We start from the raw sequence: 13,316 nt of genomic DNA, 5'->3' as shown, positions 1-13,316 counted from the left end.
CAGCAACTAACGCTGGAAATCGGCAAAACGCACCTAACGGATCGTCTAAACCACGGGTGGCGGCAGTATGCTGCCGTGCATGTCATCTCCGAACTCGGGAGCTGAGCGGGAGAAGCTCGTCTCCAAGCTGCCCGCTCACCTTCAGCAAGCCCTCAAGGTCCGTGCAGCGCAGCTCCAGACCGATATGCAGGACGCGGTCGCCTCCGGCATCCAGGCCTGGCGTGACTGCCCGGACGAGCTTCCCGCCGTCAACACAGCAGGAGCCGACTCGTTCGGCACCTACCTCCCCGAGGGCCTCTACGAGGACTTCAAGGCAGACTGCCGCCACCGCGGCGTCTCCTACATCCAAGGGCTGGCGCAGTCCGTCGTTCTCTGGCTTGCCGACAACCCTGCCGGATCCCAGGGCATCACGCGGCGAATCGTCGTCTGTAACCAGAAGGGCGGCGTCGGCAAGACCGCCGTCTCCGCCGGCCTCGCCGAGGCCCTGGCCGAGGACGGCCTGCGCGTCCTACTTGTGGACTATGACCCGCAAGGCCACCTCACCCACCAGCTCGGCCTGACCGCCATCCCTGCCGGTGAGGAGAGCCTCATCACGCACATGCTGCACCGCGAGCTGGTCAAGCAACCGCTCCTCGACCTCACCGTTGCCATAGAGGGCAACCGGTTTGGCGGACGACTGCGGATCCTTCCCGCAGCCTTCGACGCGTTCCTCCTCGACTCGGGTCTCACGATGTTCAGGGGTCCGCGCCACGCTGCACTCGAGCGCGCCATCGCCCCGCTGGAGGAACACTTCGACGTCATCGTCGTGGACTCCCCGCCCAGCCTCGGCCTTGCCATGGACGCGGCCCTCACCTTCGGCCGCCAGCGCGACGAGGAAAAGCCCGGAGCCTCAGGCCTCATCATCCCCGTGGAAGCCGAAGACACCTCAGCGCAGGCGTACGGGATGCTCATCCAGCAGATCGACTCCCTCTCCCGAGACTTCGACATCTCCATCGAGCAGCTCGGTCTCGTGGTCAACAAGTTCGACAGCCGCCGCGGCTACATCGCGACATCGTCACTCGACAAGTGGAAGTCGCTGGGTACTCCCCCGGTCCTCGCCGTCGTTCCAGACGTGAAGGAACAGCGCGAGGCCGTCCGCAAGCAGCGCCCGCTGTTGGACTACGCGCCCGACTGCGAGCAGTCCCACCAGATGCGGCAGATCGCACGAGGGGTGAAGATCGCATGAGCAAGGCGGACATGCTGGGGGACTCCCCCACGTTCGACGCGGTCGCTCAGCCAATGAGCAGCCGGGCTGCCAGCTTCGCCCGGTTCTCGGGGCAGGACGCTGAGCCGGCCATCAGCCAGCAAGAGACCCGCCGTGTGCCTTTGGAGGCTCTGGCACACAACCCGTATAACCCTCGTGTGGAGCTCCGGTCCGTCGAGGACCTCGCGGACAGCCTGGCCTCGCGTGGAATCATCCAGCCCCTCACCATCGTCACCAAGATGGCGTTCCTCGAAGCACACCCGGGTCAGTCGAATCTCGGCCGTGCCGCGTTCGTCGTCGTGGACGGCAACAGACGCCTTGCCGCCGCGCGGCTCGCAGGCCTGGACGACGTGCCGGTGCACGTCGACAACTCCCTTGCCGAGAGCGCCGACACCCTCCTGGAGACCGCCCTCACCGCAGCCGTTCAGCACGAGAGCCTGGATCCGCTAGACGAGGCGAAAGCCCTTGAGCGCCTCGTTGCCGTACACGGATCCCAGCGTGCCGTCGCGCGCGCCCTGGGTAAGTCCAGCCCGTGGGTGACCCAGCGCATTGCCCTGTTGAAGCTGACCCCGGAACTCCAGACCGCTGTTGAGAACCGCAGCCTTCCGGTAGAGATCGCGCGGAACGTCGGGCAGCTGCCTGCGCAGCAGCAGCAGGAGGCGGTCGAGGAAGCCCTCGAGAAGCGGGCTCGGACCAAGCAGCGTAAGCAGACCCAGACCGCCAAGGGTGCTAACGCCGTTAGCACCCCGGCTGCGGCCACCGCAGCCGACCCAGTGCAAGTGTCCCCGCCTTCAGGGGGCCTGCCCTCGTCCGTGGACGTCGAGAGTGCCGCCACCGAGACAACACACATCCCTCAGCCGACCAGTCCTAGGGTCCGGGAACCTTGGGACGACGGTCACAAGGTCGCCGACCTCGTCTTCGAGAAGATGGACCTCGCGCAGCGTGAGGTGCTCCTGGAGCGCCTTCTTGCCGCCCATGGCAACGACTAGCCTGGTACGGAACCGGCATGAGCCCGTGCAGGTTTCACTGCGCGGGCTCTCGCATGGCTTGGGTGCTAACGCCGTTAGCACCCAAGCCATGCGAGCGGGGGCGCCGCCGGCTGCGCCGCTGCTGGTGGGCGCCCGGGTGCTGGCCCGCCGCAAGCCGTCGGCCTAGCCCGCCGATTGCGTCTGCGGCGCCACCGCGTATGCGCGCGTACCCGGTCCTCCAACACGCACCGATCATCAGGATCAAGCACCATGCACGGCGAGCCGATGGCCATCGGCGGAACTTCCGCGGCGCAGCGCTAGAAACGGCGGGCGCTACTGCTGGTCAGCTCATCCGCTCCACAGCGTCCTTGGCCTCCTTGAGCCCTTCGCCGGTGAGCTGTCGATACACCTTGATGGCCTCGATCTTCTTACCCTGCCGGATCAGTTCATGCACCCGCTCCATGCCGGGTATCTGCGGCTCCTCCACACCGAGGTGGCCGAGCAGCAGATCCATCTTCCGCTCCAGACGGGCAAGCCGCCGCTCGACACTCACGATCTTCCCCGCCGGGGACGACAGAAAGAGCAGGACAACGAGCACAAGGGCGGCGGACAGCAGTACGGATTCCATGCTCGAACCCTATGGCTTTGCGACGGACGCCCTGTCGGTGGTTTGCACAGCGTTCCTCACGCCATCATCGCTGGTCGGCGGCGGCAGCCTCGTCTTCAACAGTGCGGCGGAACTTCCGCTTCGCAGCACTAGCACCAAGGCACCACACAACCGAGCCCGCCCGGCCATCCGGGCGGGTTCGACGCCTTTTGACGCGCTGGGGTGCTAACGCCGTTAGCACCCCAGCCGCCCAAGCAGCCAGCCTGACCGATCAGGCGGCGAAGCCGACCGTCGAATCCCTGGATCCCCCACCCCTCAGCGTTGGCTGACGATCAGCAGGCCGCTGGTCGTGGTATGGCGGCCAGTCAGGGACGGGGGCAGCAGCAGACCGCTGGGCGGTACGAACAGGCTGCTCTCCAGGGGTGCAGTGTTTTGGACAGGCTTAGTCAGGTGGTCGTCGGTGGACGGCTGGTCTTCCTTCCGAGGTTTGTCGGTCTGGGGTGCGCTGTACGTGGCGAGGACGAGCGCGAGGAGCAGGCCGGTGGAGCGGTTGCTGAGGATGTCGGCGGCCTTGAGGAGACGGCGGGAGCGGGCGACGGGTAGGGCGACGGCGACGCAGCAGGCCCTGTCAGGCAGCGGTAGGGAGACGGCGACGCAGTACCAGTCGTCGGAGTACTCCCGCTTGTCGAAGTGAGTGCCTTCCGGTCCGTAGCGGTCCAGGTCGTCGAAGAGCTGCAGGTGGTCGGTGATGGTTCGGCTGGTGAGCGGGATGGTGGGACGCCTGGACAGGTGCTCCTTGCGCGCGTCCTCGTCGAGCTGGGAGAGCAGGGCTTTGCCGACCGCACTCGCGTGCGCGGTATCGCAGAACTCTGCGGTGACGGTGACCTCGGGGGCTGTGGGGCCGAAGGCGGAATGGGGGACGACGATCTCGCCGTCGTCGTACGTGCTGACATAGACGGCGGCGCCGGTGTCCTCCATGAGCTGGTCGAGTACCGGTTTCAGGACGTCCTCGCCGCGGTCAATCCGCTCCAGCAGCGGACCGGGCTCCCATGTCCCGTCGGACAAACGCCGGGTGAGGCTGGTCTCGCTGAGCCAGACCAGCAGTTCCGCCGCAGCGGCCGTGGTGATGCCCGCGGTCGTCGCCACCACCTCGGTGGGGACGCCAGGGCCGGTTTCCCTGATCAGCTGGAGCACGTCCAGGATCCGCAGCGAGTCTTCCCACTGCCGCGGCGTGTGTCCGGGGTCAGTCGCCGCCGAGGGCGGGGCCCAGAGCGTGCCGAGCTGGAACCCGATCGCCGATTCGCCATATTGCTCGCCGCCTTCCCAGCGAGCACCGCCGCTGTTCACGGAACCCAGGGCCACCGAAGGGTTCTCGATGGAGGACGGTTCCTCGTCTGTCAGGACCTCCTGCGGGGCCAGGGGCCGCCGGCGCGCGCGCGGAACACCGGGCCGCAGTACAGCCAGTGCCTCGGCAACGGCGTCGGCGAACGCCGGGTCCTGCCACCTGGCCGCCCCCGTTGACCCAGACACCGCCGTGGCGGACTGCTCCGTGGCGCTGGGGACGGACCAGCCGTTCTCCTCCAGCAGACGCTGCGCATCACCGTGACCAAAGCGGGCCGCGTCCATCACCGCCGCGACGATGTCCTGCCCCCGGCCCGCCTGATCGTTGGCGACTGCCGCAGTTCGCCACAGCACGACGGCCATCCGGAACGCTGCCCCCGGATGCCGCTCAGCTCGGGCGCGCGTGAGCCAGGCTGCCGCGCGCTGCCAGTCCCCGGCGCGCAACGCCTTGCTCCCTAGGCGATAGCACGAGTTCGCGTGCCGACGCCGTGCGACCGCGCGCGGGCCGATCAGCAGTCCCCAGTTTCCGTCTGGGCGGTCCCAGTAGTCCTTCGGTCCCTTCAGTCCGGACAGTACGGCGGCGAACCCGTCCAGGGCGTACCCCGGACGAGGGCCTCGGCCGCTGTCATTCCTGCTCACGTCAGTCACCTGCGTCCTCTTCCCCGCGCCGGCTCTTCCTCTGGTGTGCTGGACGGATGTGGTCGTGGACTTCGTCCATCTCACGCAGATCCCTGGCTGCCTTGCTGCTCAGAGACCGGACCTGTTCGCGCGGGAGTCCCAGGTCGGTTGCGATGCTTTCCTCATCCTTTCCCTGAATCTGCGCTTCTGCGACGGTTTTACGCTTTGATCGCCTCATGTTCGCCAAGGCCGGGAGCACGATCTCCGTCGCGGGGTCGAGAGGCGTGAACACCTCGTGCCGGCGCACCACCCGCTCGTCGACGAGCGGCAGCAGATCGCAGTCGTCCAGCGGGCACTCGGGAGACCGATAGGAGTCGATGGCCAAGTTGCGTGCCACCTTCTTCATGTAGGGCAGAGGCGGGCAGCCCGGCCGGTTCCGACCTTCCAGCCAGACATGCAGCGTGTGCTCCAAAGCCTCCTGCACGATCTCCTCCCAGTAGTTGTGCAGGTCCGGGAACTCGTACCGCAGGAAGGCCAAGACCTTCTGCTGGTACTCCCCGAAGTGGGTCTCGAACAGACGGACCACCTCCCGTCGGCGGGGGAGGCCTCCGTCCGGTGAACCGCTTAGCACGAACCGTCCTCCTCCCGGCCTACGTCCGAGGGCAGGGCCGTTATCGCCCAGATCGTCAGCCGGCCGCCATCGGGCGGCTCGTAGCGGAGGACGACGGTCTTCGTAACGCTGCACGGCGTGCGCCGTGCCGGTGCGCCCACACCGCCCGCGGGCCGGCGGCGCGTCCTCCGCGTACGCAGGCCCGCAGCCCAGGGCCGGCCGGACACGGCAACCGCCGCGTGGACCAAGCCAGCCATGGCCGAGATGAACTCGGCCCAGTCCGGGGGTGTCAATTCAGGCTCCAGGTCTTCCTTCCGGGGACGACGCTCACTGCGCCACGTGACTACTACGGGGAGCCCCCACCGGAATTTCCCGTCGACCGAAGATGATCGAAACTGGCCGGAAGGACCTGCACTCCAGTCGCCAACGGCCCATTCCGCCGTGGTCAGGCCAACGCCCTCATCAGGATCGGGGGCACCTCGGATCGTTGCCCGGCCGAGTTTTACGACCGTAAAACTGCCGCCCTCGACGTTGATGCCGTGGTTCGTCACGACTGCGGCGACGTCGGCCTTTCGTTGAAGGGTGGCGCTTTGCCGGATATGCGTACGCGGTCGGACGTATACGGCAGGCTGGATCCGGCGGACCGGAGGGGTACGGCGGCCCGAGCTGGATGGCAGGCGCACGATGTGGAGGGGATGGACGTGGCGGACCACACACTGAGGGACTTGAAGGCGGCGCACGAGGGCTCGGTGGGCGTGCTGCTCGAGGACGGCACCGAGCCCGGCCCCGTGTACTTCGACGTGGGCAGCGGCGGGGAGATGCCGACGTCGACGGAGTGGCACGTCTATGACGGGCGGTTCGGCCGGCCCCGCGCCGCGGTGCTCCGCGGTGCGTGCTCGTGCGGCTGGCGGGGTCCGGCCCAGTACCCGCTGGACTGGACGACGCTCGGCGAGCTCCCCTTGTACGAGGCTGATGTCGACCTGGACGGCCCGATCGCGGACGTCGGCGCGCACCTAACGGTGATTCGGGACGCCAGCGTGCCCCTGCCCGAAACGCTCAGCGCGGTCCTGACCGAGCTGACCGGCCAGCTGAGCAACCTCTCGTTGGCGTCCCCACTGGTTGTGCTGAAGGCGTTGGCCGATCTCCAGTACCTCATCGCCGAGGTGGGGGAGGACGCGGCGAACGCCCTGCTCGACGAAGGAGTCCCGATTGACGAGGTGGCAACCGGGCTCGGAACGAGCGAGGCCGCGGCCCGCCGGTACGTGACGCGCTACCTCAGCCGCTGAACCAACTCCCACCCCAGAGCGACGGTGCGCCGGCCGCCGGGATGTCTAGCACCGTGGCGAGTTGAGCAGCGCGTTCGGTTCGCACGTTCCAAGGCCGCCTCCGTGGCCGGGCGGCCGACGGAAGGCGTAGCCACCCAGGCGACGGCCGGTTGTGACGGGCACTAGTGGTGCAGGGGCGGGGCTATGGTCCGTCGGGTGGGGGAGCGGTGCGTAGGCGTGCGCGACTTGACGGTGGAGTCGTCTGCTGTCGGTTGTTGGGGGTGCGTGAGGCGTGGGTGACTGGTTGTCGCGCAGCATTTGCATGGCCCCCTGTAGGGGCCGTGGGTGTGAAAGACGGTGTTTGCCGGGCGGGAGAGACGTCGCCGCAGGCGCCCGCCGTGCGGGATTTGCCGTGAAGGTCTGGTGAACTGTCCCGCCCCACGGGATCGCGCTTTCTCACAGGTCAGGGCCAGTGTCCCCTGTGGGGATGATCAGTGTCGCGAAGGTTCAGCCGGGGAATGCCTGGCGGTACTACGTACGGGGAGTAGCTTTCGGGGACGGCCGCCGCCCGGCTGGGAAGCCGATGAAGGACGCCCAGGAGGAAGCAGGTCTCCCGCCCGGGGTGTGGATGGGGTTGGGACTCGCTGCGCTCGGGCTCACCGCGGGCTCGGTGGTGACGGAGCGGCAGGCGGAGCTGCTGTTCGGGGAAGGCCGGCACCCGGACGCCGACCGCATTGAACGCGAGCGCCTGGACGAGGGCGCCGATCTGGAGACGGCGCGACGGGACACCGTCCTCGGGCAGCCGATCGAGGAGATCCAGCGGCGGAAGCAGACTCCGTTGCTCGCGTTCGACTTCGTGTTCCGTGCGCAGGCGTCCCTGATCGTGCTGTGGGCGCTGGGAGATGATCACACCCGGCGGGTCATCGAGCGGGCGCACGAGCGGGCCATCGCCACCGTGCTGCGCTGGCTGGAGGAGGAGGTCGCGGAGACCCGGTGGTCTTCAGGCCGGGAACGTGCGAAGGCCCCGGGCCTGGTCGTCGCGGCGTTCCGGCACTTCGACAACCGTGACGGGTTTCCCCTGCTTCATACGCACTGTCTGATCGCCAATCGGGTGCAGCGCCCGGACGGCTCCTGGTACGCGCTGGACACCCGCCGCCTCCTTCAGTATGTGGTGGCCGCCGGGACGCTCTACACCCTCACAATGACGACCGAGGTGTGTGAGGAGCTCGGGCTGGCGACCGTGCCCCGCGAGGTCACGCCGGGCCTGCGCCCGGTCATGGAGATAGCCGGGGTCGACTCAGAGCTGATCGACTGGTCCTCCACCCGCCGCCAGCGGATCGCAGACGCGCTGGAGGGCGTCACCGACGAGTACGTCGCCAAGCACGGGCGGCTGCCCGGCGAGCGCGCCCGCCACGGACTCGGCTGGTGGGCGGCGCAGGACACCCGCCCGGACAAGAAGACCCCGAAGCCCTTGGAGCAGCTGCGCGCGTGGTGGCGCGCTTCAGCGCTCTGGCGCTTCGGCGTGCGAATGATCGACGGGCTCCTGGAGCGGTGTCGGGCGGCCGGTGCGGCGATCCGGGCCCGGGTGAGCCCGCTGGTGGACACCGTGCTCGCCGCTGTCGACGTCGCCGCGGTCGTTTACACCGTCCGCAACGCCTTCGCCCGCCGCCATGTCCTGGCCGAAGCACGCCGGCATCTCCTGGAGACCATGCGCGGCCGCGTCTTTCCGCCAGGCCTGGACAACTACATCGCCGACAAGGCCCTGGACCGCCACTCGCGCCAGCTCACCGTGCCCCAGAAGGGCCGCCGGACCCCGGCGCCGGACCAGCTCACCTACACCGCCGACTTCGCCTGGCCCGCCCGCTGGTGGATCGCCGGTACAGACGGCAGGCCGCCGCGGGCGTCGACCCGGTACGAGCGGGCACAGGTCGCCAGCCTCGCTCTGCAGAACGCGATCCGCCTCGCTCGCACCGCACCCCCTCCGGTGCTGGACGGAGCGCCGGCCGCGACCGCGTCGGCCACCGCGCGCACCGACGACCACAACCACGACCAGGCGGCGGCCGCACCGCACGCCGTCGACCACCCCGGCCGGGACGCCGCCCTCACCCCAGTGCAGCAAGCCGCAGCCGTCCACGCCCACCAGCAGGCCGCGATGCCGGAGCTGCTGGAGGGACGCACGACCGATCCGGCGACGTGGATAAGCACGCCGGAGAACCTCGCCCGGTTCGCCGCCTTCAAGCGCGAGGCTGACGCCCGCCGCCGCGCCATCGCCGACCGGCCACAGCCCGAGCAGCAAGCCGACGCGGCCAGTCCCGCCAGCCAACAGCCGCACCAGCACCCCAGGCTGGCCCAGGGAAGAGGAGCGGCACAGCAGTGACGGACGCAGCCGGGAGAGAGCCCGGCCCGCCCGGCGGGACACAGCACGAAGTCGCCGGGCCACCTGCCGGGACGTGGCCGACGCTCACGTCCTGGAGGTGACGGAGAGGGGCGAGGGTGCAGGGACCAACACCACCCAAGTACGGAGGCCCCCATGGTTGACCCGGTCCCGCTGCACCTCTCGCCGGAGCGCTTGGAGCGTCTGGAGCAGCTCACCGACGCGATCCGGCTGCGGGCGGCGCTGTACGCGTCGCCAAAGCCGCCGCCGGTCCGGCGCCGCTCCAGGCAGTACCCCGGCGGCCGGCCGAACCCCTGGCGGGCCGCGCGTCTGCGCCGACGCCGCCAGAGGTGAGTGAACGACATCGTGCGCACCAGTGCGCACACCGACGATGCACGGCACTCCCGGCCACCGCACTGAGCCTCCGCCAACATGAAGTCGCAGGGCAAAAGGCTGGTGTGACCGGCTCTCGGGGTGCTCACGCTGGTTGTGGGCGACAGTCTGCGGCGTAGAACGTCTGGAGCCGTGAGCAGATCGGGCCGCCCCGCCGATCGCGGCGGCCTCGGAAGCGATCTTCGGAGCGCGGTCCTGTGGACAGAGGACGGTGCCGGGAGGGGAGAAATCACCCAAGGACGGCCGCCTTCCACGAGCGGGCCGGCGGTGTCGGGGGCGTGAACCACCGGCTCGCCGTGGCGACCACGACCCTGCCCCTGCTGATTCGCAACGGGGCCGATCGACCGGTGTGGTGAGTCGTCGGCCGCAGCGAGAACCGCCGGTCCCTGGCAGCACTGCCGAAGGCACGGTGAGCCCGACGGGGTGACAAGCTTCCGGCAGCGGCTTGCCCGCCAGCTGCCGGAGCCGGTCCAACAGGCTGGGCAAGCCCAAGGCGAGCCTGGGCAAGCCGTCCCCACAGCGGCTTCGGCTTGCCTCGGGCTCGGTGCGCACGTAGGGAGCACGGGGTCAGTGTCGGTGGCGCCAGTGCTGGTGAACCTTGAGGACTTCGTAGCTCCATGCGGTGTGCTGCCGGCTGCCGGCCGGGCATCTCCAGCCGAGCTGTTCGGCTACGGCCGGGAAGCGGGGGTGCATCTGGCGGTCCCCGACCGTGACGAGCGCGGACAGGAGAGGTTCTTCCTTTCGGCCGTCTTCGTCGACCAGCCACAGGAGCACGCATCGGTCGTCGGCATGGAGGCGGGGCAGGCCCGGCAGGCGTTTGTGGATCTGGGGCCAGGTGGTAGTGGAGCCGGCGCGGGCGGTCTGTTCCAGCAGGGGCCGCAATATGGTCGCGATTTCCCACAGCTGTCCGGTCTCCAGGAGCGCCGGATCATTCCTGTGGGACGGGCGGGACTTCACCACCGGAGCCGGAGCCGGAGCCGGAGCCGGGATGGGGGCTTGGGGCGGTGCGGAGGAACGCCGAGGTGCCGCAGACGGCGTGATCCTCCGGCGCGGCGGCCGGACAACAGCGGAGTCGCCCGCCCGGGCGACGTCCGGTCGCACTCTGGGTGCGGCGACTGTCTGCTTGGGCTGTGGTGGGACGGCTTTTGGGGGCGCTGCGGCGGCCTGGCGTCGTTCTTCCTCCTGCCACCGGCGGGAGCCCAGGATCCTCTTGAAGTCCTGCAGCTGTGCCCGCTGCTCGCGGGTCTCGCTCGGTGGAGCTCCGGCCGCCTGCTGCCATGCCAGGGCATACAGGTCGGCGGCGACCGCGACCGCATACCGGTCGATGGCCCGCTTCAGTTCAGTCAGAGTGTGGTTCAGCGTGCGGCGGACTGTGGCGATCTCCATCGCGGTCCTGGGGGCCTGGCCTGTGGTCCGGCGACGGAAGTCCGTTTGCCACGCCGAACCGCCGCTGAGCCGCACCCGGTTGTTCCCCAAGCCCATACTCCCCCCGAGCTGCACAACGGATCCCCAAACGGTCGGGCAAGCAGCAGCCCAGACGCAAGAGATCGGCCAGCCAAGAACCCTGCGTTCCCCTCCGCAGCGTCACCTGCGGGAAGGCTGGGCAAGCCGTCCCGAACGGAGGCTTGCCCGCCCCGGCCCGAGCACGCCGGAGACAGCGGCGTCGGCCATGGTCCGCCTGGGGCTTCTCGGGAAGCCGTGGCTGACCGACGGCTGGTGACCGATTCGGAGTTGCACGGGTCGGTCACGACGTTGACGTGCTGTTTGACCGACCACAGGAGACGGATCGGTCACGCGCAGTCCGGCGACCGGGCATCGGTCACGTGCCCGGTGGGCAAGCCCCTCCGCACGAATGGCTTGCCCAGGGGCGCCCGGACCGCAGGGCGGCATGCTTCCCAAGGTCGTGGCGTCACCGTCTGGGAAGCGGCAGCCCGGAGCCGGCCCACACCCCCTAGCCGGCCGTACACCGGAGGCATGAGACGAAACAAGCAGGAGAACCCGGCCGAGCTCGGACAGAGCGATCCGGGCGACATGTGGCACGCCCTGGCACGCCTTCATGCGTCCCACCCCGAACCGGTCGGTCGCCTCGTGCCGTTCGAGCGACCGGCTGCGCTGCTGTCCCTCACCGAGCCGGACGACCTCCTCTTCACCGCACGGGTGGAGCTGTCCGGGGCAGAGACGATGGGCCACCTCCAAGACCTCATCCGCACGGTCACCCACGGCATCACCACGCAACTCGGCTACGCCAGCCCCGGGATCGCGCTCGAGGTCCTGGTCGGCAAATGCCGCGAACTCGCGCTGCACCCAGCCCACGTCGACGGCCTCGCCGGGCTCCTGCGCCACGCCGTCAACACCATCGGTGCCCGCAGCACCCCCGGCGACGGCAGGTGCTTCCACTGTGACGGGACCGGGCTTGCCCGCCCCCTGTGGGAGCCGGCTGTCGGGCAAGCCTGAACGGGGGCTGGGCAAGCTCCCTGCGAGGGCGGCTTGCCCAGGCTTCTGGCTACAGCCCCACCCGCCCCGGGCGCAGGACGTCGGCGTAGATCCGGGCCCGGACACCGGGCTCGCCAGGATCCCGGCGTACGGAGGCGATGCCCGAGGTCGCCCAACGCTCTTCCAGCGTGGCCATGACGGCCCGGACTGTGTCTTCGTCCCCGCCGGTGATGTCCAGCACCACCAGGCCGGGCTCCGCGATGTGCTTCTCGTCGATCGGCTTCATGACCGCTGCGACGGCGCGGGAACCGAGACGGTTCGCCGACGGCCTCGGCTCCACTCGCACGAGGGAGTGGGATCTGGCGCCGGCCGCGGGCATCGTCCGGCAGGACGCTCTCGTGCTGTCGGGGTGCGGCCCCCGTCGCGGCCCCTGTGGCCAGGGCCGCACCCCGTACTGCTGAACGTACCTCGCGGCCGAAGACGCCAGTGCAGCTGTCCGCGAGCTGCTGCCTTCGGCGTGCGTCACCCGTTCGCGCGCGGCCGGGTGCCGGTGGGGAGTGACGGGAACAGGCTGGGCGCATGGCTGCCAAGCTGACCGTCTACCCGCCCGACGAGCAGGGCTGGCGCCGGGTGCGCTACGACGGCGTCGCCATCGGGGTCGCGCACCGCCCGTCCGACATCCGTGTCTTCCTCGCCGACGCCGGGCTGGAGAACGCCGAGGACGTAGACCTCACCGACCCCGGCTTCGTGGAATGGCGAGGCGCCAGCCCCGAAGCATGGGATCCCACCCGCTGACCCCACGAACCCGCCCCGGCCGGACCGCGATCAGGAGGCCCGCGCCCCGGTGAGTGAGAACCGCTGTCCAGCCCAGTGAGTGACGAATTCCGTAGTCACCGCTAACCTCCCCGTCCCAGGTCAGAAGGACCAAGACCGGCTGGTGAGTCCGCTGGCAGGACGAAGCCCCGGCACGCGGGCGACGAGCGCGCTGCCGGGGCCGTATCGGGCCCGGCAGCGCGCTCGTTGATGCACCGGGACGCACACCCTCCCGGAGTCTCCGAGCTTCCAGGAGCGGGCCCATGGGCGGCCCTGACGCCTGATGCACGAGTGCCCGCTCCGACCTCCCCGCGCGGAGCCGGCACGCACCGCACCGCGGCGGTGTCTGTGCCAGGCGTCAGGGAGCCCTTCTAGGCGATCCCGATCAACGGCACGCCGAAGCCGGCCGACTCAAGGGCCTGGGAAACATGGGGGGATACATCGGGGGAACCCAGAGGGGGATGCATGGAGGGAACCCAAAGGGGGATGCGTGGGGGAAGGTGTAACGCCGGAGTCCTCCCGTTCTCGCAGCTCACAGGGCCCGTGGTGAGGTCTGGTTACTCAGACATTAGGTCTGGGAGGGGGTAAGAGGGTGTCGGGCGAGGTTGGTGCTGAGATCGAGTTGGGCTGGTCGAAGGAGACGGGCAGCGT

The 13,316-nt window shown here is 69.4% G+C and carries 12 protein-coding genes; 7 read left to right on the top strand and 5 right to left on the bottom strand.

Annotation, left to right across the window (positions count from 1 at the left end; translation table 11 throughout):
• The first annotated feature begins 79 nt into the window (after positions 1–79).
• Together OG625_RS39900 and OG625_RS39895 are read left to right on the top strand one after the other, a co-directional pair.
• The gene (locus tag OG625_RS39900) at positions 80–1,225 is read left to right on the top strand and encodes a ParA family protein (protein ID WP_329391530.1); all 1,146 of its coding nucleotides are present in this window, start codon (positions 80–82) and stop codon (positions 1,223–1,225) included.
• The gene (locus tag OG625_RS39895; protein WP_329391532.1) at positions 1,222–2,232 is read left to right on the top strand and encodes a ParB/RepB/Spo0J family partition protein; all 1,011 of its coding nucleotides are present in this window, start codon (positions 1,222–1,224) and stop codon (positions 2,230–2,232) included. Before OG625_RS39900 ends, OG625_RS39895 begins: the two co-directional genes overlap by 4 nt.
• 322 nt (positions 2,233–2,554) lie before the next feature.
• Here OG625_RS39895 and OG625_RS39890 read toward each other — a convergent pair whose 3' ends face one another.
• The 3 genes from OG625_RS39890 to OG625_RS39880 form a co-directional block, all read right to left on the bottom strand.
• The gene (locus tag OG625_RS39890) at positions 2,555–2,839 is read right to left on the bottom strand and encodes a ribosomal protein L7/L12 (protein ID WP_329391534.1); all 285 of its coding nucleotides are present in this window, start codon (positions 2,837–2,839) and stop codon (positions 2,555–2,557) included.
• A gap of 294 nt (positions 2,840–3,133) precedes the next feature.
• Positions 3,134–4,798: an IclR family transcriptional regulator domain-containing protein gene (locus tag OG625_RS39885; protein ID WP_329391536.1), complete on the bottom strand. Its 1,665-nt coding sequence runs from the start codon at positions 4,796–4,798 to the stop codon at positions 3,134–3,136.
• Between the two features lies 1 nt (position 4,799).
• Positions 4,800–5,408 (bottom strand): sigma-70 family RNA polymerase sigma factor, encoded by a 609-nt coding sequence (locus OG625_RS39880; RefSeq protein ID WP_329391538.1) that lies wholly within the window; start codon positions 5,406–5,408, stop codon positions 4,800–4,802.
• A gap of 680 nt (positions 5,409–6,088) precedes the next feature.
• Here OG625_RS39880 and OG625_RS39875 point away from each other — a divergent pair.
• From OG625_RS39875 to OG625_RS39865, 3 genes are all read left to right on the top strand, one after another.
• Entirely contained in the window at positions 6,089–6,673 is a 585-nt protein-coding gene (locus OG625_RS39875) for a hypothetical protein (RefSeq protein WP_329391541.1), read from the top strand.
• A gap of 466 nt (positions 6,674–7,139) precedes the next feature.
• Positions 7,140–9,029: a MobF family relaxase gene (gene mobF, locus OG625_RS39870; RefSeq protein ID WP_329391543.1), complete on the top strand. Its 1,890-nt coding sequence runs from the start codon at positions 7,140–7,142 to the stop codon at positions 9,027–9,029.
• A 153-nt stretch (positions 9,030–9,182) separates the two neighbouring features.
• Positions 9,183–9,380, top strand: coding sequence for a hypothetical protein (locus tag OG625_RS39865; protein ID WP_329391546.1), 198 nt, complete (start codon positions 9,183–9,185; stop codon positions 9,378–9,380).
• 606 nt (positions 9,381–9,986) lie between these two features.
• On the opposite strand, the gene OG625_RS39860 is transcribed toward OG625_RS39865, so the two are convergent.
• A complete protein-coding gene (locus tag OG625_RS39860; RefSeq protein ID WP_329391548.1) occupies positions 9,987–10,805 on the bottom strand; it encodes a hypothetical protein in 819 nt (272 codons plus the stop codon).
• A 588-nt stretch (positions 10,806–11,393) separates the two neighbouring features.
• On the opposite strand from OG625_RS39860, the gene OG625_RS39855 reads away from it, so the two are divergent.
• A complete protein-coding gene (locus tag OG625_RS39855; protein ID WP_329391549.1) occupies positions 11,394–11,873 on the top strand; it encodes a hypothetical protein in 480 nt (159 codons plus the stop codon).
• 49 nt (positions 11,874–11,922) lie between these two features.
• On the opposite strand, the gene OG625_RS39850 is transcribed toward OG625_RS39855, so the two are convergent.
• Positions 11,923–12,138, bottom strand: a complete 216-nt coding sequence (locus OG625_RS39850) for a DUF6207 family protein (protein WP_329391551.1) — start codon at positions 12,136–12,138, stop codon at positions 11,923–11,925.
• Between the two features lie 293 nt (positions 12,139–12,431).
• Between OG625_RS39850 and OG625_RS39845 the strand changes: the two genes are divergently transcribed.
• Positions 12,432–12,647, top strand: a complete 216-nt coding sequence (locus tag OG625_RS39845; protein WP_329391553.1) for a hypothetical protein — start codon at positions 12,432–12,434, stop codon at positions 12,645–12,647.
• The last annotated feature ends 669 nt before the right edge of the window (positions 12,648–13,316 follow it).

The sequence above is a fragment of the Streptomyces sp. NBC_01351 genome (genome assembly GCF_036237315.1).
Classification (GTDB): Bacteria; Actinomycetota; Actinomycetes; order Streptomycetales; family Streptomycetaceae; genus Streptomyces.
The sequence above is the reverse complement of the archived record's forward strand: the minus strand, read 5'-3'. Positions and strand labels throughout refer to the sequence as shown.